Annotated in this window: 17 protein-coding genes and 1 tRNA gene; 7 read left to right on the top strand and 11 right to left on the bottom strand. The window is 33.6% G+C overall.

Annotated features, from left to right (window positions below):
• The first annotated feature begins 29 nt into the window (after positions 1 to 29).
• Positions 30 to 950: a GYDIA family GHMP kinase gene (locus tag AC3ITQ_RS07105; protein WP_489237622.1), complete on the top strand. Its 921-nt coding sequence runs from the start codon at positions 30 to 32 to the stop codon at positions 948 to 950.
• A gap of 33 nt (positions 951 to 983) precedes the next feature.
• On the opposite strand, the gene AC3ITQ_RS07100 is transcribed toward AC3ITQ_RS07105, so the two are convergent.
• The 7 genes from AC3ITQ_RS07100 to AC3ITQ_RS07070 all read right to left on the bottom strand — a co-directional run bounded on the left by AC3ITQ_RS07100 (position 984) and on the right by AC3ITQ_RS07070 (position 7,931).
• Complete coding sequence (locus tag AC3ITQ_RS07100; RefSeq protein WP_072970352.1) at positions 984 to 1,427, bottom strand: hypothetical protein; 444 nt, start codon at positions 1,425 to 1,427, stop codon at positions 984 to 986.
• A gap of 267 nt (positions 1,428 to 1,694) precedes the next feature.
• The gene (locus AC3ITQ_RS07095; RefSeq protein ID WP_489237620.1) at positions 1,695 to 3,794 is read right to left on the bottom strand and encodes a peptidylprolyl isomerase; all 2,100 of its coding nucleotides are present in this window, start codon (positions 3,792 to 3,794) and stop codon (positions 1,695 to 1,697) included.
• Between the two features lie 108 nt (positions 3,795 to 3,902).
• Positions 3,903 to 5,162: a hemolysin family protein gene (locus tag AC3ITQ_RS07090; RefSeq protein WP_489237618.1), complete on the bottom strand. Its 1,260-nt coding sequence runs from the start codon at positions 5,160 to 5,162 to the stop codon at positions 3,903 to 3,905.
• Positions 5,163 to 5,164: 2 nt separating this feature from the next.
• Complete coding sequence (locus tag AC3ITQ_RS07085) at positions 5,165 to 5,359, bottom strand: hypothetical protein (protein ID WP_489237617.1); 195 nt, start codon at positions 5,357 to 5,359, stop codon at positions 5,165 to 5,167.
• 11 nt (positions 5,360 to 5,370) lie between these two features.
• On the bottom strand, positions 5,371 to 5,922 hold the full coding sequence (gene lptC / locus AC3ITQ_RS07080) for an LPS export ABC transporter periplasmic protein LptC (protein ID WP_489237615.1): 552 nt from the start codon (positions 5,920 to 5,922) through the stop codon (positions 5,371 to 5,373).
• Positions 5,923 to 5,974: 52 nt separating this feature from the next.
• Complete coding sequence (gene bamG / locus AC3ITQ_RS07075; protein ID WP_489237613.1) at positions 5,975 to 7,204, bottom strand: BamG family beta-barrel-assembly machinery protein; 1,230 nt, start codon at positions 7,202 to 7,204, stop codon at positions 5,975 to 5,977.
• A complete protein-coding gene (locus AC3ITQ_RS07070; protein WP_489237611.1) occupies positions 7,197 to 7,931 on the bottom strand; it encodes a type III pantothenate kinase in 735 nt (244 codons plus the stop codon). Before AC3ITQ_RS07070 ends, bamG begins: the two co-directional genes overlap by 8 nt.
• Positions 7,932 to 8,035: 104 nt before the next feature.
• Between AC3ITQ_RS07070 and AC3ITQ_RS07065 the strand changes: the two genes are divergently transcribed.
• The 3 genes from AC3ITQ_RS07065 to AC3ITQ_RS07055 all read left to right on the top strand — a co-directional run bounded on the left by AC3ITQ_RS07065 (position 8,036) and on the right by AC3ITQ_RS07055 (position 10,238).
• Positions 8,036 to 8,108, top strand: a tRNA-Phe gene (locus AC3ITQ_RS07065).
• 394 nt (positions 8,109 to 8,502) lie between these two features.
• Entirely contained in the window at positions 8,503 to 9,999 is a 1,497-nt protein-coding gene (locus AC3ITQ_RS07060) for an MFS transporter (protein ID WP_489237609.1), read from the top strand.
• Between the two features lie 14 nt (positions 10,000 to 10,013).
• Complete coding sequence (locus tag AC3ITQ_RS07055) at positions 10,014 to 10,238, top strand: DUF6814 family protein (protein ID WP_072970345.1); 225 nt, start codon at positions 10,014 to 10,016, stop codon at positions 10,236 to 10,238.
• Between the two features lie 99 nt (positions 10,239 to 10,337).
• Here AC3ITQ_RS07055 and AC3ITQ_RS07050 read toward each other — a convergent pair whose 3' ends face one another.
• The 4 genes from AC3ITQ_RS07050 to AC3ITQ_RS07035 form a co-directional block, all read right to left on the bottom strand.
• Positions 10,338 to 13,214, bottom strand: coding sequence for an alpha-amylase family glycosyl hydrolase (locus AC3ITQ_RS07050; RefSeq protein WP_489237607.1), 2,877 nt, complete (start codon positions 13,212 to 13,214; stop codon positions 10,338 to 10,340).
• A gap of 202 nt (positions 13,215 to 13,416) precedes the next feature.
• Positions 13,417 to 14,586: a SusE domain-containing protein gene (locus AC3ITQ_RS07045; protein WP_489237605.1), complete on the bottom strand. Its 1,170-nt coding sequence runs from the start codon at positions 14,584 to 14,586 to the stop codon at positions 13,417 to 13,419.
• A 22-nt stretch (positions 14,587 to 14,608) separates the two neighbouring features.
• The gene (locus tag AC3ITQ_RS07040) at positions 14,609 to 16,126 is read right to left on the bottom strand and encodes a RagB/SusD family nutrient uptake outer membrane protein (RefSeq protein WP_072970342.1); all 1,518 of its coding nucleotides are present in this window, start codon (positions 16,124 to 16,126) and stop codon (positions 14,609 to 14,611) included.
• 10 nt (positions 16,127 to 16,136) lie between these two features.
• Complete coding sequence (locus AC3ITQ_RS07035; RefSeq protein ID WP_489237602.1) at positions 16,137 to 19,109, bottom strand: SusC/RagA family TonB-linked outer membrane protein; 2,973 nt, start codon at positions 19,107 to 19,109, stop codon at positions 16,137 to 16,139.
• A gap of 235 nt (positions 19,110 to 19,344) precedes the next feature.
• Here AC3ITQ_RS07035 and AC3ITQ_RS07030 point away from each other — a divergent pair, with 235 nt between their 5' ends.
• From AC3ITQ_RS07030 to pgmB, 3 genes are all read left to right on the top strand, one after another.
• Entirely contained in the window at positions 19,345 to 20,376 is a 1,032-nt protein-coding gene (locus AC3ITQ_RS07030) for a LacI family DNA-binding transcriptional regulator (protein WP_072970340.1), read from the top strand.
• 178 nt (positions 20,377 to 20,554) lie between these two features.
• Positions 20,555 to 22,072 carry an MFS transporter gene (locus tag AC3ITQ_RS07025; protein WP_489237600.1) on the top strand — a complete coding sequence of 506 codons (1,518 nt, stop codon included), beginning with the start codon at positions 20,555 to 20,557 and terminating at the stop codon, positions 22,070 to 22,072.
• The gene (gene pgmB / locus AC3ITQ_RS07020) at positions 22,065 to 22,718 is read left to right on the top strand and encodes a beta-phosphoglucomutase (protein ID WP_489237598.1); all 654 of its coding nucleotides are present in this window, start codon (positions 22,065 to 22,067) and stop codon (positions 22,716 to 22,718) included. Before AC3ITQ_RS07025 ends, pgmB begins: the two co-directional genes overlap by 8 nt.
• The last annotated feature ends 202 nt before the right edge of the window (positions 22,719 to 22,920 follow it).

Raw genomic sequence — 22,920 nt, 5'->3', positions numbered from 1 at the left:
ATAAAATATATCAGGGCTAAAAAATACCGATGAAAAAGACCTTTTACAGTAACGGAAAACTTTTAATAACAGGTGAATATCTAGTTTTAGACGGCGCTAAAGCATTTGCATTACCTACAAAATTTGGACAGGATTTAGTTGTTAAAAATGGTTTCAACAAAGAAATACAATGGAAAAGTTACAATTTTGATGATAATCTTTGGTTTGAAGACACTATTTCATTTTCAGAAATTATAAACAATGTTGATACAAAAATAGAAACTATTAAAACTACGTTGATTACTATTCTACATGAAGCCTATCTTTTAAACACTGATTTCATAAATAATGCTGAAGGGTATGAAATTAGCACACATTTGACATTTCCAAAAAATTGGGGACTAGGCACTTCATCTACATTATTAAACAATATAGCACAATGGACCAAGACTGACGCTTATACACTGCTTAAAAATAGTTTTGGAGGCAGTGGTTATGACATTGCGTGCGCTCAAAACAACACACCAATTATCTATCAAATAGAGCAAAACACTCCAATTGTAGAAAAAACAGAATTTAATCCCGAATTCACTAAAAACATTTTTTTTGTTTACCTAAATAAGAAACAAAGTAGTAAAGTAGCAATCACTGCTTATTACAACAATAAAAATGAAAATTTAGCTAAAAACATCCTGGACAACAATAAAATTACCGAAGCTATTCTCGAAGCAAAAACACTTAACGAGTTTGCCCATTTTGTAGAAAAACACGAAATTCATTTGAGTAATATTCTTGAACTGGAAACTATTAAAGAAATTGCATTTCCAGATTTTAATGGCGTAGTCAAAAGTCTCGGCGCTTGGGGCGGAGATTTTGTAATGGCAATTTCAAAAGAAAACCCAAAAGAATATTTTACAAGCAAAGGATATGAAACAATCCTTACTTATGACGAAATGATTTTACAGATGTAAATCGAGGTACTATTTAAAAACAAAAAAGTGAATTTAATAATTCACTTTTTTGTTTTTAATATCTTTTGTTTCCAAACGACGAACCTTTTGACTTTCCTGCTCATTAGATTCAATAAGCGTATTATGTAAACGTTCTGCCATTTTTTCGATACTATTATTAATAGAATCGTATACTAATTCCATCCTACGATGCTTCTCTTCTTTTACCGCTTTTAAGACATCTTCAACAAAAGTCTTATCATATTTTTCGGCTACAGAATCGCGTGTATTAGTCAGTCTTATAACATAATCGTTACTTAATATGGTGACTTTAAAATGCTGTTCTTCGTTACTTAAATAGTACTTACCTCCTAGCTCATCGACATTGATGTCGGTGCTGCTTACTTTTAAAAGTTCCGTTATTATCCCATAAATATGGTTCTCTATTTTGGAATATACTCTAGGCTTTCTTTTAAAAAAGTTAAACACAAAAAACATTAAACACTTGATTATTAAGGTAATTTTTTGTCATTTTTCCACACATTTTAGTTAACATTCATTAAATCAAATCTAATTTCCTAAAACGAAAATTCGAGCAAATTAACTGTTAAATTTTGAATATCACAAATTTTTTAAATTATATTTCGATTATTCCTATATAATTAAATAAAAAAGCGTAAGTAATTATTATAAAAAACAAGTAAAAGCAAAAAACCCGAAACATTTAAATGTTTCGGGTTTTATATGATAATTAAATACTAAATACTAGTAGTTAAATTGCAGTCTGTTATCTTCAATTTTAGCATTGTTTTTCAAAGCTGGTAAAATTCTGCTTCCATCAGATGCGCTTTGAGCTTTTACTTTAGCAACATATTCTGCATGATTAGCAATTGCCGGAGCTTTTACAGTACTGATATTTTTTACAACATATACACCAGTATTTCCTTCAATTGGAGCAGAAATTTTGTTTGCAGTCAAAGCAAACGCATTTCCAACAACTTTTGGTTCTTGTCCAACTCCACCAGGTAAAACCGGATTATCCATAGTAACGTTTGCAGCTTGTTGAACAGCTACACCAGCACTTTTAGCAATAGCTTCAAGGCTTGATCCTGTCATTTTAGCTTTTAACATTTCAGCTTTTTTCTTGTTTTTCAATATTGGCTCAACATATGGTCTAGCTAAAGTTACAGATACTAAACCAGATTTGTTTTCACTTTTGTATTGAGCAATTACGTGACCAATATTAGCTAATTCAAAACGTTTTACATCTCCAATGCTAGTTTCTTTATCAAATGCCCATCTTACGATGTTACGTTGATTCCCTAATGGACCAAATGCTTCGTCCATAGCTTTTGCAGTAACCGGAGCAGCAACTTTTAAACCTAATTCTTTTGCTGTAGCAGCAAAATCTTTATCAGCAGCATCCATTTCGAATTTAGTAGCCAATGTAAATACTTTATCAGAAGTAGCTTCAGATGGCTCTATTTTTTGAGCGATTGTAGCTAAACGAATTCCGTCTTGTTTATCAGTGATTTTAATAATGTGAAATCCAAAAGGAGTTTCTACCAAACCAACTTTTCCAATTCCGTTACTGAATACAAAATCATTGAAAGGTTTTACCATTTGGTTTGGACCAAAATATCCTAAATCACCTCCCTGTTGCGCAGATGAATCATCAGAAGTTGTAAAAGCCAACATCATGAAACTATCAGGATTAGCCTGAACCTGTGCTAAAACTTCTTCAGCTTTAGCTTTAGCCTCTTCTTTAGTTCTTTTTTCTTTTTGGTTTGGAGTTTGAGATCCTTCGTAACCAATTAAAATATGACTAGCTTTTGCGTTTACTCCAGCTTTAAACCCTAAAGATTTAGAGATAGCGTAGTATCTTCCAAAAACATAAGGTCCGTAAATTGCACCAGCAGGTAAGCTGAATAATTTATCAGCGTCTACTGCAGGCAAACTATTTTTAGGTACATAAGTAGAATCGTAAGGAACATCAGAATTTGCGTTTACAAATTCAGCGATGTTAGTTGCATTTCTAAAACCTGCCAAAGTATCGTTTTTACCAGTCTTAGCATTATAAACAACGCTTCCGTTTAATAATCCAGTGATTTTAGCTTTAATTTCTGCTTCATCTTCTTTCGAAGCTTTGTCTTCAACTAAAACATATTGAATTTCACGAGTTTCATCCGCTTTGAATTTCTTCTCGTTTTTCTTCATATAATCAACAATTTCATCATCCGAAATTTTAACTTCACTATCTTTAATAGAAGAATACAATGCACCAGCATAAGCAAAGTTTACTTTGTTAGCTTCCATTTCGTATTTCAACTTTCCTTCACTAGCAGTTGTGTAAAGTCCAGATTTAACTAAAGTATTGTAAATTTGATATTTTGCATTTAATTCAGCATCTTTTTCTTTTTCAGAAATATATTGTGCTGCTTCAGGATTTGTTTTGAAATACTCTTTAAATTTCACAACATCAAACATACCTGCTGCATTTAAGAACATCGGGTTTTTTCCAATGTTAGGATCAGCTTTCAAAACTTCAAGCAAGTGTTTTTCACCAACTCTCAATCCTAATTTATCAAACTGAGCTGATAATAATGCGATTGAAACTTCTTGATCCCAAACTCTGTTTGCAGCTTCAGTGGAAGTTATCCCTTGCCCACTTTTTTCAACATTACTAACTTTAATTCTAAAGTCTTCAAATGAAATATCTTTTCCGTCGATGCTTCCCACATCCTTTGAACTTTGACTAAATGTCCCTTTACCGATTAGATCTTGTATTATAAATGCAAATAATGCAAGTGCAATAACTCCTATCAATAAAGCGGAACGCTGTCTAATTTTTGCTAAAACTGCCATTTTTATTATCGTTAATTTTATATTCAGTTTGCGAAAATACAATTATCTAGTTAATAACAATACAACTAGCAATTTATTTTGCACAATTTTTTTAATTAATAAAAGAAATCACTCTTTTACTGTCATTTTTACCAATTCAATTTTCTTATTTGTAGCTTCTTCTATCACAAAATGATAGTGATCTATTGTAATTTCTTCCCCTTTCTGAGGAATTTCCTTCGTAAAGTTTACAATAAATCCTCCCAGAGTACCGTAAGAGTCTTCTTCAGGAATCATCAATTTATAAGTCTCATTCAAATATTCCACATCTAATCTGGTAGAAAACAAATACTTACCCTCTCCTAATTCCTGCTCAATTAGTTCTTCATCTAAATCGTGCTCATCTTCAATTTCTCCGAATAGCTCCTCCACAATATCTTCTATTGTAACAATTCCGGAAGTACCTCCGTATTCATCTAAAACAACAGCAACATTTTTTCTCTTTTTAATCAAAATGCTTAAAGCATCTTTTATCAAAATAGTTTCAGGAACAAACTCCACAGTCATTAAAACTGATTTGATCGTTTTTGGCTTTTTAAACAAATCAAATGAGTGCACATAACCCACAATATCATCTAGTGAATTTTGGCTCACTACTATTTTAGAATAACCGGTCTCAATAAAAAGCTCTTTAAGATCAGCTATACTATCAAATAAATCTATATCAACAATTTCGGTACGTGGCGTCATAATATCACGCGCTTTTACGCCCGAAAATTCTAATGCATTTTGAAAAATCTGAATTTCAGAATCCACCTCATCATCATCTTCAACTGAATTCATTTGTTCTGTGATATAATTCCCAAGCTCTACTTTACTAAAATACAATTGTACCTGATCTCCTTCTGTTTTCAAAAATTTCCTCAAAACAAAGTCAGAAATCCAGATAAAAAAGGTAGAAATATAATAGAATAACCTGTAAAATAAATAAGCAGGAACAGCCAAAATCTTAATTAATGAATTGGCATAAATTTGAAAAAAAACTTTCGGAAGAAATTCAGCCGTAATCAAAACTATAAAAGTTGAAATAATAGTCTGAATCAATAAACTGGTAATATCTGAAAAATAATAACCCACTTTGGCTATACATCTTAAAACCAAATCACCCATGAAAAACCCGTAGATTACCAAAGCAACATTGTTACCAATTAACATTGCGGCGATAAATTTTGAAGGATTTTCAGTAAGTTTAGTTAGAATTTGTGAAGCAAAATTATCTTGTTTCTTTTCGATTCCAAGATAAATTTTGTTCGAGGAAATAAAAGCTATTTCCATTCCTGAAAAAAAGGCAGATAGTATTAAACAAAGTATTATAATACTAATTTCCATTTTTACTGTTTTTTATAATGATCGTCAAATTTTTTAGCGTATTTCCTTCTAAAGAAAAACATAAAAACACTTACTGCGGCAATTCCAAAACTTAACCAAGGACCTGCAGCAGGATCATTTAACTTTGTAATTCCATCATATATAAAAGCAACTGCAATTAACAAGTAAAGGTATTGCGTATATTTTAATAAGCCCATAATCTATAATTTTATTCTTCGGCTTCTAATTCGCCTGTTATTCGTTGTGAATTTATCACTTTAAAATCTTTACTAAAATCAATTCCCTGACCATTTGAGACTCCTTTAGCATCGGTAAGTTTGAACTTTCGCTCCGTGTAAAACCATTCGTTTTTCTGATCAAAATACAGCTGCTCTGTTTCGAGCATCTGACCTGTCTCTGAAGTAATTTTGACTTTTCCCTGCAAATCTATAATACCGGTCTGTTTATAGGAAACTGCGTAATTTGCTACTATAAAAGTACGCTTTTGTTTTTTATCATACAGTGTAACATCAATTCCTTTTGGAAATTCAGTAAATGGAAATTCAAGATTAGAATAATCCAGCATTTTTCTGCTTTTCAAAACTCCTGTAATACGTCCTGAATCTGTATATTTTATATTGACTGTATCAACATCACTTCCTGGAACGAATTCTGAAAAGTTAATCTTTTGAACTTCCTTAAAATTACTTTCGCATCCAAAAAACAGTGTCACAGCAAGAACTGTGACAGCGTTTATAATATATTTCTTTGGTAAATTCATTTGCCAAATGTAGTAAATTGTAATGAGCTTAAAAAAACATAAAAGCTTATGCCTAGTTGAATTTACTTTTCACGAACCATCTGTCGTTAAAAGAGAAGCTTAAACTAAAATTGAAGTAATTTTCCTGAATTAAACCAGCATCCGTAGTTCCTCTTTTACCAAATTCAAGACCTAAATTCACATTTGAAAATTGTCCTGTAATTGGGAAACCAGCTCCCAATGTCATTCCGACATCATTAATTGATTGATTATTAATTACCAAACCAATTTTTTCATATTTTAAACCAGCTCTATAAGTAATTCTGCTGAAGTAACTTGAAAACGAAGTATAGTTTGGAATATAATAACCTCCAATTGCATATTTCGAATATTTCTCGTAACGAACATCATCGCTGGAGTTATAGTAATTAGCATATTGCCCATCACCCTGAAAAGCTAATGTAGTACCAACTAACCATTTTCTTGCTTCCCCAACCCCAACACCAATCGTCAATTTATTAGGCAATTTCAAATCAGTCTCCGTTTTTGGATATTCATAAGGATCTGGATCTCCAGAAACAAAAATAATTCGTTCGTTATCAGACCTTAAAGTACTAGCAAAAGTATAACTTAAACTAGTAAACAAACTCATCTTTTTATAAATCTTTCTCTGATACATCGTACCAATATTAAAATTCAGACCAGACAATTCAGATTGATTCGTTTCACGTGTTGCACTTGCAACGTCCGTAATACCCTCAACACTTGTTGTTGTAATTTGCCCAAAATTATATTGCGCATCTGCTCCAATATTCCAGTTTGGCATTATTTTATAACCCAGACCAAAAAACACTTTATTAACACCACCTTTTCCTTCAAACTGACTATTTGTGGCACCACTTACATCTGAATTGTTATTTAAAATTTTATACCCAACAGAAGACAATGGCACCAGACCAAAAGCAGCTCCAAATTTACCCATTGGAATTCCCACTGCTAAATAATCAAAAGTCGCTCTTTGTGCTTTTTCAGATTGGTTACTATTTTTTAACGTAGATGTTCCAAAACTTCCTCCAACCGTAAATGTAGTTTGTATTAAACTTGCATAACTTGAAGGATTATCAATATTCAAGTGTATACTATCTTGTTCTACTGACACACCACCCATCGATCTATTTTCGAGTGTGCCTTTAAATCTTGCATCACCAATTCCGTAAAAAGAATAAGGAGAAGCTGTACCTTGTTGAGCAAATGAAACGAACGAGATAAGTAAACAAGCACTTATTATAATTTTTTTAATCATTGTCGATTTTATATTGAAATGTTTGGTTCAAACTTTCCAGTAGGAAATTTGAATTGGCAAATATGGTATTTTTTAATCGTTTAGCCAAAAATTCTGCATCGCCACCCGTTAAAATTATTATAAAATTTGAAAAGTTCTGCTGATATTCATCGATAAAACCATCAATCTCATAGACGAACCCGTTGACAACTCCAGAATGAATTGCCTCTTTAGTAGAGTTTCCAATATAGGATTCAGGAGCATCCATCGTCAGCAAAGGCAGTTTGGCAGTATAATTATGTAATGCTTCATAACGCAATCTCAAGCCTGGCGAAATCGCTCCGCCCAGATAATTATCATTTTCGTCGATGAAATCGTAGGTTATACAAGTTCCGGCATCAATAACCAATCTATTTTGTTTTGGGAATTGCAAAGTTGCTCCGGCTGCCAAAACCATTCGATCAATTCCTAAAGTTTTTGGCGTTGCATACTTATTTATAAAAGGAAAAACATCTTCATGTGTTAAAAAATGGATTTTTAACTGATTTTCGAATGTCAAAAAAGATTGTTTTTCGACATTTCCGACTGAAGCAACAACCAAATCCGAGCAATTTTGAAATTTTTCTAAAATTATTTTTATTTTTTTTTCGAGCTTATTTTTCTCAAAAACAAAATTTTCAAGAACAGTACTACCCTCAAAGACAGCTGCTTTAATTCGAGTGTTTCCAACATCAACCGCTAAAACCATGTTTGTTTTTTTATCACTGCGAAGATACGAATTGATTTTTTTAAAAAAATGTTTTGGATAAACGAAAAATGATTCTATCTTTGCACCCGCATTGAGCACAACACGGTACCTTAGCTCAGATGGTAGAGCAATGGACTGAAAATCCATGTGTCCCTGGTTCGATCCCTGGAGGTACCACGTTTAAAACCCGAATAGAAATATTCGGGTTTTTTGTTTTTTAATACTTTTAGGGAAATTTTGAAATTCCAATTTTTTAAAATTGCTTCGCCTGTTCGCTAGCGCTCGAGTCCAAATTCCAATTAGGATTAACCGCAAGGATTAAGGCTTGTATATTCACTTTCTATTTACATACGATGTTCCAACGATTGAAACCATAGCGCCCTTTGCGTAAATCTTAGCGTTCTTTGCGGTTAAATTTGCTCGGTTTGAAACTTAAATACTATTAAAAAGTGTAAAGTCAACAATTAACCTGTTTTTGTTAAAAAAGTACCAACTAAATAAAAAAATATCTTATATATTCGTAAAATGATATCTTAATTTTTTATTTATTACTAAAAACATAGATCATTTTATGAGCAAAACTTCTACGAAAGGCATTTGGAAAGTTATTTCGGCTTCTTCAATGGGAACCATGATTGAATGGTATGATTTTTACATTTTTGGCAGTTTAGCTGTTGTTATTTCAACCAAATTCTTTCCCAGTGATAATCCTACAGCTGCATTTTTATCGACTTTAGCGACTTTTGCTGCCGGATTTGTAGTTCGACCTTTTGGTGCTTTGTTTTTTGGAAGACTTGGAGATATTATTGGACGAAAATATACATTTATGGCTACCTTATTATTAATGGGTGGTTCTACCTTTTTAATAGGCTGTATTCCGAGTTATGAAACTATAGGTTTTTTAGCTCCTTTATTAGTTTTAATTTTACGTTTATTACAAGGACTTGCTCTTGGTGGCGAATATGGCGGCGCAGCGACTTATGTTGCAGAACACGCCCCAGCTGGTGAAAAAGGATATTGGACTTCCTGGATCCAAACTACTGCAACTGTCGGTTTATTTATCTCTTTAATGGTCATATTGGCAACTAAAAATGTGCTTTCTGCAGAAGATTTTGATAGCTGGGGATGGCGCGTTCCGTTTTGGGTTTCTATCGTAATGGTTGGAGTTTCTTATTTGATTCGAAAAAACATGGATGAATCTCCAGTATTTGCAAAAGCCAAAAAAGAAGGAACAACAAGCACGAATCCGCTTAAAGAAAGTTTCGGAAACCGATATAATCTAAAATTTGTTTTATTGGCTCTTTTTGGCGCTACAATGGGACAAGGAGTCGTTTGGTATACGGGGCAATTCTACGCCATGAGTTTTATGAAAACGGTGATGAATGTAGATTCGTCGCAAGTTGATGGCCTTTTAGGGATTGCACTTTTAATAGGAACTCCGTTTTTTATTGTTTTTGGATGGTTAAGCGATAAAGTGGGTAGAAAATATATTATGATGCTTGGAATGTTACTCGCGATTTTATCCTACAGATCTATTTACAAAGAAATGTATAACACCACTAATGTAAATTACAAAACCGAAATTGTTGAAAAAACAACCAAAAATGTTGAAACGACCAAAAATAATGACATTTTAACAACTATTTCTAAAACCTATACAGACGGAACTTCGTATACAGAAAAGAAAACACATTTTGCTAATAAAAAAGAATCACAAAGTACTATTTCGATCAAAATAAATTCTGAAGATGAATGGATATTAATTTTCTGGGTTTTTATTCAGGTGTTATTTGTAACAATGGTTTATGGACCAATTGCTGCATTTTTAGTAGAGATGTTTCCAACAAAAATCAGATACACTTCTATGTCTCTGCCCTATCATGTTGGAAATGGAATTTTTGGAGGCTTGCTTCCTGCAATTTCAACCTACTTTGTAACACATGCAAAAGCTAGTGGAAAAGCCGATTTTTACCTTGAAGGACTTTGGTATCCTATCATTATTGCTTCAGTCTGCTTTATAATTGGAATGGTTTACATTGATAACAAAAACAAAACGAATCACCTTTAATACCTACATAGAATATGAATACAATTAAAAGAATTTTAGGTGTTTTATGGGTTATACTCTCCATTGCCGCTGCTTATTTTTGTGTGTTTGAATTTGGCTTACCCAAGTTTTTATCAGACAAACAAGATGATTTGGTCTTCGGAATTATTATCCTATTTATCCTCACCCCATTAATCGTTTTAGGCTTGGGAACGTTTGGCTATTTTTCTATGATCGGAGAATACGATCAAAAAAAATAACCAAAATCAACTTAAACTTGAAAGGGCTGTCAAAAAATTGACAGCCCTTTCGCATTACTAAACTAACCAAACATTCCTTAATTAGGAAATACTTTTATTTTATTTCTTAATAAATTTCATTACCTGAACTTTATTATTTTCATCTATAGCCTTTACAACATATAATCCTGTTTTTAATTCGCTTACGCCATATTGAAAATCTGTATTTCCATTTGGAGAAAAGCTTTTTACCAATTGACCAGATATTGCATAAACCTGAACTTTTGCCGGAGCAATATTTAAGGTAAAATGATTTAATACCGGATTTGGATATAAATTAACTGAGTTCTCTTTTTCAAATTCAGGAATTGCCAGATTAGCTGTTTTGTTTCCATAAATTCTATATTCTCCCGGCGCTAAATTGATTGTAGCGTTAACATCAGTTACATTCATAGAAGTATTATCCATTAAATTATACCATGTCCCGGTGTATTGAAAACCAGTGGCTACATTTTTCGCTGTCACATCAAAATTGGCTAAAATCAATACATCTTTTAATTGTGTTACAGCAAGATTACTGTTTGTAATTTTTATATTAACCGTTACAGTATTAGCATTTGCCATTGTAGCGGTACCCAAAAACACTGGTTCCGTTACTTTAAGGTTAATCATTTTTGCCCAATCGTAATAAATTTTATTTCGATTCGTATTTCCTAACCAATTTTCTGCCCATTGTGGCTGTGGTTTCGTATCTAATTTACAATCGCCTGAAAGCGTTCCCGAAGCATCATTTACACTTCCATCTTTACAGGTAAAAATAGAGTCATCCCAACCTAATTCACCAAAATGCCAAATCATTTTTGGCCCTGGAATCAACAATGAAACTGCTCCAATTGCAGACATTCTTGACAATGCTGTATTCAATGTTTTTACGTTATATGTTCCTGCAGCATTTCCGTATTGTACATTTTTATACATCAAACGTTCTTCGTCATGACTTTCTGCATAACCCATTAAACGGTTTGCTGTAAAACCACGGCTTGAACTCATCATTCTCGAAATATTATTCTCTGTAGGGTATCCCATTGACAATTGATTGTATTGATCTGTCATTTTTCCCCACATCATAATACCTTTACTCGGCGTTTCAGTGATTTTGTAGTTTGCCCACTCCTGTTCTTCAGCATCAGATCCTAAATGCTCGAAAATAGTATAATGTGTAGGATCAAGACCCCATGAATAATCAGCATATTTTTTCAAAATATCTACCCTATCTTGTTGGTATCTGTTTGTACAAGCCTCATCTGCGGCTGTACAAGCCTGAGTAAAACCTTTAGTTAAATCCCAACGGAAACCATCAATTTTATACTCTTCAATCCATTGCTTAACCACACGCTCAACATAATATTGTGTTTTTAACGATTGATGATTAAAATCCTCCCCAACACTATAACTATGTTTTGCTACTGTATTGAAATATGGATTTTCTGCTGTTGGCGAACCAAAACCATCTCCATCAGCATCATTCATCCACATTCTTACCATAGGATTTCTTCCAAAGGCATGATTTAAAGCGACGTCAAGAATAACTGCAATTCCGTTTTGATGACATAAATCGATTAGCTCTTTTAATTTATCAGAAGTACCGTAAAATTTATCTAAAGCCATGTGGAACGAAGTATTGTAACCCCAGCTCTCATTGCCCTCAAATTCCATTACTGGCATTAGTTCGATTGCATTTATTTTAAGTGTTTTAAAATATTCTATTTTATCAATTAAACTTTGGTAGTTTCTTGCAGCATCAAAATCACGTACTAAAACTTCATACACAACCAATTTATCTTTTTCTGGTTTTGTAAAATTAGTTACCTGCCAATTATATGGAGTTTTTCCTGTTTTAAGAACTGTAACCTCAAAATTTTGCCCTGCCGGATAAACTGGAATATTTGGATATGAAGCCGCAGGAATTCCAGCATCATCATAAGGTGACAAAACCAAAGTTGAATAAGGATCTGCTGTTTTTACCATTGAAGGAGAGTTTGCAAGCGGAGTTGCATCAACTACCCAATATTGATATGTATTATTTTCTCCAGAAACTAATCCCGTTAATTCTAGCCAAAATTTCCCAGATGTTGGATCCTTCTTCATCGCATAAGCCGAAGAAGGCTGCCAATTGTTAAAACTTCCGGCAACGTATACAAAATCTTTTAAAGGCGCATCTAAAACTAAAGTTGCTCTTGTAGCATCAGTAGCATTATAATTAATTCCATCAACTAATCCAGAAGGCATAGCTTCAGAAACAGTATTTGGATTTACAATTACATTAAATTTTTTCGTAACTGTTGTAACTCCTTGCGTTACATTCAATTCATAACTTTGGTTATCTATAATATTGGTATGATTAAATGTATAGGAAGAAACACCTGCACTTGTATTAATTATCGTTCCATTCGATTTTAGCGTATAAGTAGCAACCCCATTTGTATTTGTAGCTGAAATATTAAAACTAGAACCAGAAGCAAGAATGGTATTGCTGTTTTCAGCGGGAGAAGTTAATGTTACTTGAAAAGAACCTACATTAAGAAAAAAATCAGTACATGATGGCGCTAATTTTAATGTTTGCGATCCGTTTGCATTTCTGAACACAAGACCCATTTTGGTTGCCGCAGTTTGTTGAGCCGATGATAATCCAAAATATACACTTGGTGTAATTGTAATACTCCAAGTACCATTTCCGTCTTTTGTCATCACTCCCACTCCATCATCAAGACCCCAATTTCCTTTCGTGGTCTGCCATGGATTCGCTTCAGTTCCTATTCCCGAATGCATATACACCTTCGTAGGACTACTTCCCATTGTATTACATGTACTTGAAGTAAAAGAAGCTGTAATAGTTATAGGTTCATTAACCTGAAATACGGCTGGCGAAACTGTTATTTGCTGAGAATTTGTAACAATTGATAATAAAAAGAAAAATAATAGTAATGTTTTTTTCATAATTTTAACTTTTTGATATGCGAAATAGGATAATTATAAAGATAATTTATTAATAAACATCTTAATTATAACGTTTTCGAAATTACCTTCGCAAACGTTGTAGTGTTTAAAACTTTATTTAAATTTTAAGGGTTATTCCTTATAAAAACAAAAGGGATATCTAAATTTGATAGCCCTTTTTATTTAATATATCATTTATAAGTTACAATGTAACAAACGCAGTTCCATCAATATTTACAATTAATGTTGGTTTTGCACCAGCAGTAACACTAAAGTTAGCTCCTGTTCCTCCATCACCAACAAAAAGTAAATCACCTACGTTGAATGTCCATCCACCATCAGTTCCATTGATATAAACACCAGTGTTTCTAGATCTAAATTTCATTTCTCCAGGTGTAATATCTGTTCCTGCGTATGACCATTTATTAGTTGCAAAATCATAGCCCATTGCACTTTCATCATTCCATCCGCCAGCAGTAGCAGCACCGATAACACCCCATTGCATTTTGATAACTTTAACTTTCATAGCATCCATGTCAACACGTACATAATACAATCCTGATCCATCAGCTTCAGCAACTTTAAGATCACTGCTTCCTCCTGAATTAGTTAAAGCATATTCTTGTCCTCCTGAAACAGCTGCAACAGCTCCATCAGTACCGTAATTACCATTATCCCATGTTTTTCCGTCACCAGTGAATTTGAATCCTTCTCCAGCAGCAACTTTAACAAAACCTTCAAAAAGTTTAGTTGTTCCGTCTCCAATATATTTTAAAGCAATACCGTTTTTCTCATCCCATGCTGATTGTCCATAATAAGCTTGTGGCGCACCAACTAAGAATAATTTAGGAACAATAACAGTAATATCTTCAAAAGCATTAATTTTCATTAATTGAGGTAAAGAATATCCTATTGATTGTGATTTATCAGCAATTGCTTTTACTCTAACATCAACTTCTGCTAAAGCTCCAAATCCTAAAGATGCTTTTCCATTAGCTACAAGTGTAGCATTCAATCTTGTTAACGCACTGTTTAAATCTCCAAACGTAAAGCTTTTTGTAGGTGTTGAAACACTTTCAGCAAATACATTTACAGCATCAGAAAAATCACTTCCAGCAGGAGCAATTTGAATGTAATAAGAAACTGGACCATTATATTCTAACTCTGCTGCTGACCATTTAAAAGTTCCTGCCTCGGTAGCCTCGTTAACATCTTGTTCAACTACATATTCAGCTGGTGCCGGTAATGCTTCTAAAACAGGCAATGTTGTTATTTTTTCTGTACCATTTACAATGATATCCGGATCATCATCACTACATGAAGTTATAGTAAATGCAAGTAGTCCTAGTAATAAAAAAGTTAATTTTTTCATTTTGATTTATATTTTTATATTATTAATATCCTGGGTTTTGTGGCAATAAATTTTTATTTGCATTAATCGCATATTGAGGAATTGGGAACAATCTGTGGTTAGCATCAGTATCTGATTTCTCCCACCAAATGTTTTCAAATTTACCGTTACGGATCAAATCCTGGCGACGGTGTCCTTCCCACATCATTTCTCTACCTCTTTCTGCTAAAATATCATTCAATGTATATCCACTTGTTTGAGCAATACCTGCTCTGCCTTTAATTTCATTAACTAAAGCATCACCAGCACCAGCACCATTTAACCAAACTAGAGCCTCCGCTTTCATTAACTTAACATCCGCTAGTCTGAAAAGAGGGAAATCATTACTTAAATTATCTCTAGCACCTGCTGCAATTTCCCATTTTACTGGTCTTGCACCGGCCATTCTAATTTGCTCTTGTGTATTAGTTCCTAATGACATTTGCAGATTTGGAATATTAGCTGTAAAAACTAAACTTGCATTTCCTGACTTAGGATCCTGGATATTATCGCCAGCTTTTGTTTTTTGTTGTCCAACAAGGATTCCTGCTAACCTTTTATCTCCAGAAGGAAACGAATTATAATGTGCTTCTAAAGTTGCGAATCCATTCCATGGAGCTGTACTCATATTGAAAGTCTGTTGAGATAAGTCAATTAAAGTACGCATATGAAGATTGAAACCTTTGTAAGTATCCTGATCATAAGCAATTGTATAGATATTTTCTTTACAATTTTCATTTTGAGTTGCAAATGGTGCTAAAGGATTAGCTTCTAAAGAATACCCTAATGCTAATACCTTATCACAAGCTGCAATAGCTTTTTCCCACATTGCAGTACCAGTGTAAACTTTTGCATTTAAATACAATTTAGCCAAAAGTGTATATCCCATACCTTGCGTAATATCACTTCTTACAACACCATCATCGCCTTGTTTTGGCAATAACGCTACATTATCTTCTACATCTTTAACAATGGCAGCAAAAACTTCTGCTCTTGGAGTTTTAGAAGGAAATTCTTCAGCCCCTGTAAAAGTTGTTGGAAAAGGAACATCTCCAAAATTATCTATAGCTAGATAGTAATAATAAGCTCTTGAAACTTTTACCTGAGCTAAAACTTTAGCTACCCTTGGGTTTGCGGCAGAAGCTGGTGTTAAAGTTTCAATTGCATAATTTGCCTGAGGCACTGCAGAATAAATCATTCCATATAATTGAGTGACAGCTTCAGTTTGAGGTCCCCAAGTATGTCTTGATAAAGCTCTCCATTTTCCACCATCATCCCAGTCAGCTCCTCTTGTAGGACAAACTGCTTCATCAGAAGTTAATTCCTGAGTAAACCACCATCCTCCGCCATCAAGCATTCCTTGTGTCTTAGCAAAAACAGGTGTAGCAAGATTGATAGCTTGTTCTGTAGTTTCAGGATATTGTTCTCCTGTCAAATACTCGCTATTTGTTGTATCTAAATCAGTACAAGAAAAAGCTAAAAAGCTTAAACCTAATACCGTTATTTTATTTTTTAGTTTCATGATTTTTGTATTAAAATGAAAGATTCAAACCAAATGTTAAGGTTCTTGTTTTAGGATAGTTGTTGTAATTATCTATTCCAAAAAAGATTTCTTTATTGTCTTTTCCTCCAGAAAAATTAACCTCAGGATCCGCACCACCATAATTCGTTAAGGTAAATACATTGTTCATAGAAGCATAAAAACGAAGTTTTGAAATTGCAGAAGCAAATGACGGGTTTACAAAAGTGTAACCTAAGTTAATATTGTCTAACTTAATAAAACTTGCGTCTTCAATGTAATATGACAAAGCGCTATAAGCTCCCTGAATTCCAGCATCATTCAAAATTAATGCTTCATTGTTTACACTTCTGGTTCCTACCTGATCAGGATTTCCAAAAACCTGATTCGTTGCATTGTAAACATCATTTCCAACAACGGCTCTAAATGACATACTCATATCCCAGTTTTTGTATTTAAGATAGTTACTCCATCCCATTTCAAAATCTGGTAAAGCATTACCAATTACTTTTTTGTGATCATCAGAATTAGCTACATCTTCTAAATAGTGTAATTGATCGTCATTTCCTTTGATCAACCACTTCCCATTAGATACTCCAGCGTACTCATATCCGAAAAACGTACCTAATTTATAACCCGCCTGCATTCTTTGTGTTGGTACACCAACTAATCCAGGTCCAGAAATATAACCTGTATTAATAAACGAATAATTATAACGGTCATTTCCTAAAGCAATAACTTCTTGTTTGTTTTGAGTATACACTACTGTTGTACTCCAGCTAAAGTCTTTACCGTCAACTACTTTACCTGTCAAAGTTGCTTCAATACCGGTATTTTTCATTTCTCCACCATTAATAAAAGTAGTATTTGAGAAATTTGTTTCAGTTGGAACGTTTGTATTAGCAATCAACATATCAGTAATTTTTTTACTGTATAATTCAACTGACCCACTTAATCTGTTATTAAATAAACCAAAATCAAGTCCAAAGTTGGTCTCCGTATTTTGATCCCATTTTAAATCAGGATTAGCATTGTGATTATAACCATAAGCTACTAATCCACCTTGAATAGAAGGTCTAACTGCTAAATCTTTAGCATCAACTGGCAAATTACTATTTCCAGAAATACCCCAGCTTCCTCTGAATTTTAATAAATTCAATGCGCTTACGTTATCTCTAATGAAGTTTTCGTTAGCAATATTCCATGCAACCTGAACTGATGGGAAATAACCCCATTGTTCATTCTCTCCAAAAATAGATGAACCATCTCTACGAATCATTCCTGTCACGTAGTATTTAGATTGAAAGTCATAAGTTGCTCTTGCAAACATACCAATGTCTTTACGCTCATTTTTATATGAAGTCAAGTTACCCAAAACAATAGTTTCGAAATTTTGAAAATTATCAGAACCTAAAGTATTAGAAGTAGAGTTGTTAGCTTCCATAGCAAAACCATCACTTCCGGTCGTTCTATAAGAGTAACCTCCCAATAATGTCACATTGTGCGAATCAGCAAACGTAGTTTTATACGTCAAAGTAGCCTCAACTAAACCTTGCTCCCAATTAGCATAAGATCTTTTTCCATATCCTAAATAAATTGGAGTTTCAGTAGTACCTGTAAAAACATAGTTGTAAGTAGGCTCAAAATAAGTACTTTCACTATCGTTTCTTAAATAACTACCAGAAACTTTACCTACTAACCCTTTTGCAAACTCATAAGACAAACCTAAATTACCAGAAAGGAATTTAGCATCTCTATTGTTCTCAATATTATTAATTGATTGCATTGGGTTATAATAATTATTTGTTCCCGGTGCTTCAAATAACGCTCCATCAGCTCTATAAACTGGATCGGTTGGTAGCCTTTGAAAAGCCTGGTAAATCACCTGATCTTTTCCATCAGTTCCATAATTTACATAGTCATTGTGTTCTATAGTAGCCGAAAGCCCCATATCAAAAACTAACTTATCGTTGAATGCTTTTTGAGTCACGTTTAATCTACCAACAGTTCTCTTTTTTCCTGAGTTTCTAATAACTCCTTCAAAATCACTATTAGAAATAGATCCTCTGTAATTTCCTGTCTCACTTCCTCCAGAAACAGCTAAACTATTAACTTTAGTAAAACCGGTTCTGAAAATTTGATTTTGCCAGTCTACATTTCCACCATTATCAGTAAAATCGATACTTGGATGTGCTGCTATGTAATCTCTATATTGACCTGCAGAAATAAAATCTTGCTCATTAGCAACCTGATCTGTAGCTATAGATGAATTAAATTCAATTAATGTTTTTCCTGATTTTCCTTTTTTAGTTGTAATGAAAACCACTCCATTTGCTCCATCAGCACCATAAATTGCAGTCGAAGCCGCATCTTTAAGGATATCATAAGAAGTAATATCGTCTGGAGAAATCGTTGTAGGATCTACACCTCTAACACCATCAACTACATATAAAGGCGAACCTCCGGCAGCAAAACCAGCAGCTCCACGAATACGAACATCAAAACCTTTATTTGGGTCACCCCCTTGTTTTGTGATCGAAACCCCTGCTGCTTTACCTTGTAATCCCTGGATAGGATCAACTAAAGTTCCCTGATTTAGGTTTTCAGCAGTAACTTTAGATACCGCACCTGTTACATCCTTCTTTTTTGTAGAACCGTAACCTACCTGAACTACAACTTCTTTAAGTTCATTTGCATCTTCTTGTAAGGTTACAGTTAAATTTTTCTGTCCATCATAGATAACGGAGTATGTTTTGTACCCAATGAAAGAAACAACAACTTTGTCTCCTTTTTTTACATTAGGTAACTGAAACTTCCCGTCGAAATCTGTAGAAGCACCTCCTGGCGTGCCCTGAACACTTATATTTACTCCTGGAATTGGTTGTCCGGACTTTTCGACAACAGTACCACTTAGCGTACTTTGAGCGAGTACAGTAAACGGCAGCAGTAGGAATAAAAATAACAACTTTTTGTAAATTGTTTTCATACTTTTTGTTTAAATTAGTTTGAGTTTGTGATTGTTAGTTAAGTTTTTAATTTTACTTCGAATTTCAAAATTAGGAATATTTTAACACGCCCAACAAGAGGCAATTTTAATTGGTTTACGAAAACGTGATAGTGTTGAAAACTTTCTGTTTTTTGTAATCTTTTAAGTCAAAAAATGCTAAATCATAAAATAAAAGATATCTTTATTATTAATTAGATTTTTTTCAATACTACATATGAAACGTAAAATCACGCTAAAACAGATTGCAAAGGAACTGGACGTTTCTATTTCAACTGTCTCAAAATCACTAAGAAACAGCTTAGAAATAGGAGAAGAAACACGCTTAAAAGTGCAGGCTTTTGCCAAATTTTACAACTATAAACCCAACAATATTGCCCTTAGTCTAAAAAACCGGAAAACCAAAAGTATTGGCATTATCATTCCGGAAATTGTACATTATTTTTTCTCTACTGTAATCAACGGAATTGAGCAGGTTGCCAACGAAAATGGTTATAGTGTTGTCATCTGTTTATCTGATGATTCTTTTGATAAAGAAGTCCTAAATATGGAGATGTTAGCCAACGGAAGCATCGACGGTTTCATCATGTCACTTTCTAAAGAAACCCAGTATAAAGGTGACTTTCATCACATTACCGAGGTTATAAATCAGGGAATGCCAGTTGTAATGTTTGACCGTGTGACCAACGATATTTTGTGCGATAAAGTTATTATAGATGATAAAGCTGCGGCTTATGAAGCAGTTCAGAGCCTGATTGATAATGGACGAAAAAAGATCGCATTAGTCACTACTGTCGACTATGTAAGTGTTGGAAAATTAAGAACCGATGGTTACGAAAAAGCGCTTTTAGACAACGGATTACCTTTCAACGAAGATTTAATTATTAAAATTGAAGATGTAGATACTTGCGAAATAACAATTAGCCAACTTTTGCATGACAGGGCTTTTGATGCTGTTTTTGCTGTAAATGAACTTTTTGCAGTAACAATTATCAAGACTGCAAGCAAAATGGGACTCAAAGTTCCTGAAGATTTGGCTGTAATTGCTTTTACTGACGGAATTATTTCTAAATACTCAACACCAAGCATTACAACCGTAAGTCAGAGTGGTGAAAAAATGGGAAATAAAGCTGCTAAAATGCTAATTGAAAGGCTTGAAGCAGAACACGACGATGATGACGAAGAGAACGAAAATTACACTACAGAAGTAATCGAAACTCACTTAATAAAAAGAGAATCTACTGACTAAAATTCTTAAAATCAACCCTTTCTAAAGCCATAAAAAATATTTATGGCTTTTTTGTTAGCATTTATCTAAAAATAATTTATACTTTTACGGCCGTCAAAGCTTTTACTTTTACTTCGAAAAAACAGTAAGTTTTGATAAGCAAAGCGCTTATCGTCTAATTAATTTTTTAATTACGATAATGGAAAAGCGTAAATTAAGTTTCTGGGAAATTTGGAACATGAGTTTCGGTTTCTTAGGAATACAATTTGGTTTTGCACTGCAAAACGCAAATACTTCAAGAATTTTTGAAACCCTTGGTGCTAAAATTGATGAAATTCCAATTTTATGGATTGCTGCTCCTGTTTCAGGTTTAATAATTCAGCCCGTAATTGGTTATTTCAGTGATAGAACCTGGACTCGTTTAGGCAGACGTCGCCCTTATTTTTTAATTGGAGCCATTTTATCATCTGTTGCTTTATTCATAATGCCCAACTCTCCAACTTTATGGATTGCTGCGGGTACTTTATGGATAATGGATGCGTCGATAAATGTTTCGATGGAACCTTTTCGTGCCTTTGTAGGTGACAACTTACCTGAAAAACAACGCACTTTAGGTTTTGCAATGCAGAGTTTCTTTATCGGAACTGGTGCTGTTGTAGGTTCTGTTTTGCCGTATCTTTTTACAAATGTCTTTGGAGTAAGCAATACTGCTCCTGAAGGAATTATCCCCGATTCGGTTAAATGGTCTTTCTACATTGGAGGTATCGTATTTTTACTTTCGGTTTTATGGACTGTTTTTAAAACAACCGAATATACACCGGAAGAACTTCATGAGTTCGAACTTCAAAGCAAAAAAGACAGAGAAGAAATCATTAATCCCGAAACAGAATCTAAAAGCAATATTAAAAGGCAATTGTTTTTGGGAGTATTATTGGCATCAATTGGATCTTTAGTTTCCTTTTTGATTTTCGAAAACAGTTTAGCAAAAGAACTCTATATTCTCTTTGTTGGTTTAGTTTTTATGGGCGTTTTATTTATGATAGCTTCTCAATTAAGAAGCTCTAAGATAAATAATGGTTTCACCATAATCATGACTGATTTATTGAATATGCCCGCCACAATGAAAAAATTGGCCTGGGTTCAATTCTTTTCTTGGTTTGCGCTTTTCTCTATGTGGATTTATACTACACAAGCGGTTACACAACACATTTTTGGAACAACAGACACGACTTCAAAAGTTTACAATGATGCGGCTGACTGGGTTTCTGTATTATTTACAGTATACAACGGAATAGCGGCAGCGGTTGCATTTTTACTACCCATTATAGCAAAAAAAGTGGGTGTTAGAGCAACACATTTATTAGCTTTATGTGCGGGAGGTGTTGGCTTAATTTCTATTTACTTTATTGGTGACAAGCAAATGCTTATCCTTCCAATGTTAGGCGTTGGTATTGCATGGGCAAGTATTTTGTCTATGCCATATGCCATGCTATCTGGTGCTTTACCAGCCGCTAAAATGGGCTATTATATGGGTGTTTTTAACTTTTTCGTAGTTATCCCACAAATTGTAGCTGCAACAATCTTAGGATTTGTTATCAAACAATTCTTTCACAATGAACCTATTTACGCTCTAATCATTGGCGGTGTATCCATGATATTCGCAGGATTGCTTACGCTGAGAGTAAATAACAGAACTAAAATTGAAATTCATGAATAGAAAAGCATTCATATTCGATCTTGATGGCGTAATCGTTGATACCGCCAAATACCATTTTTTAGCCTGGCAAAAAATAGCTCAGTCTTTAAATATAAATTTTACGCTTGAAGACAACGAATTACTTAAAGGCGTGAGCCGTGTACGTTCGTTAGATATTATACTTGGATTAGGAAATGTTCAGGCTTCGCAGGAAGACAAAGACAAATGGTTAATTCAAAAAAATGAAGATTACTTATCTTATTTAGTTGACATGGACGAAAGCGAGATTCTTCCTGGAGTTTTTACAATTCTGCAATTATTAAAAGATAAAAACCAGGGAATTGCATTAGGCTCAGCGAGTAAAAATGCCCGACCAATTCTTGAAAAAACAGGAATCCTTTCGTATTTCGATGTTATTGTTGACGGAAATGATGTTACCAATGCAAAACCGGATCCAGAGGTTTTCTTAAAAGCGGCTCAATTATTAAATATTGATCCAAAAAATTCAATTGTATTTGAAGATTCTGTTGCCGGAATTCAGGCAGCAAACATAGGAGAAATGGTAAGTGTTGGAATTGGTGAGGAAACAATTTTACATGAAGCTGATTATATTTTTAAAGATTTTACCCAAATCACAACAAGCTTTATTGAAAAACTAATTAATTAGAAAATGTGCCAATTAGATAATTAGATAATTCTCCAAACTTGAATTTTCTAATTATCTAATTGACTGATTATCTAATTGGCTTGAAAAATAAATCAACTAATTAAAAAAGTAAAATAGTACAAACGAGCAATTAATCAGATAAATCAAAAAAGAAAGCCAAAGAGGTAATTATCTAATTATCAAATCGGCACATTTTCTAATT

The organism is Flavobacterium sp. KH_001 (genome assembly GCF_057840745.1).
This window is presented reverse-complemented; position numbering and strand designations above follow the sequence as displayed.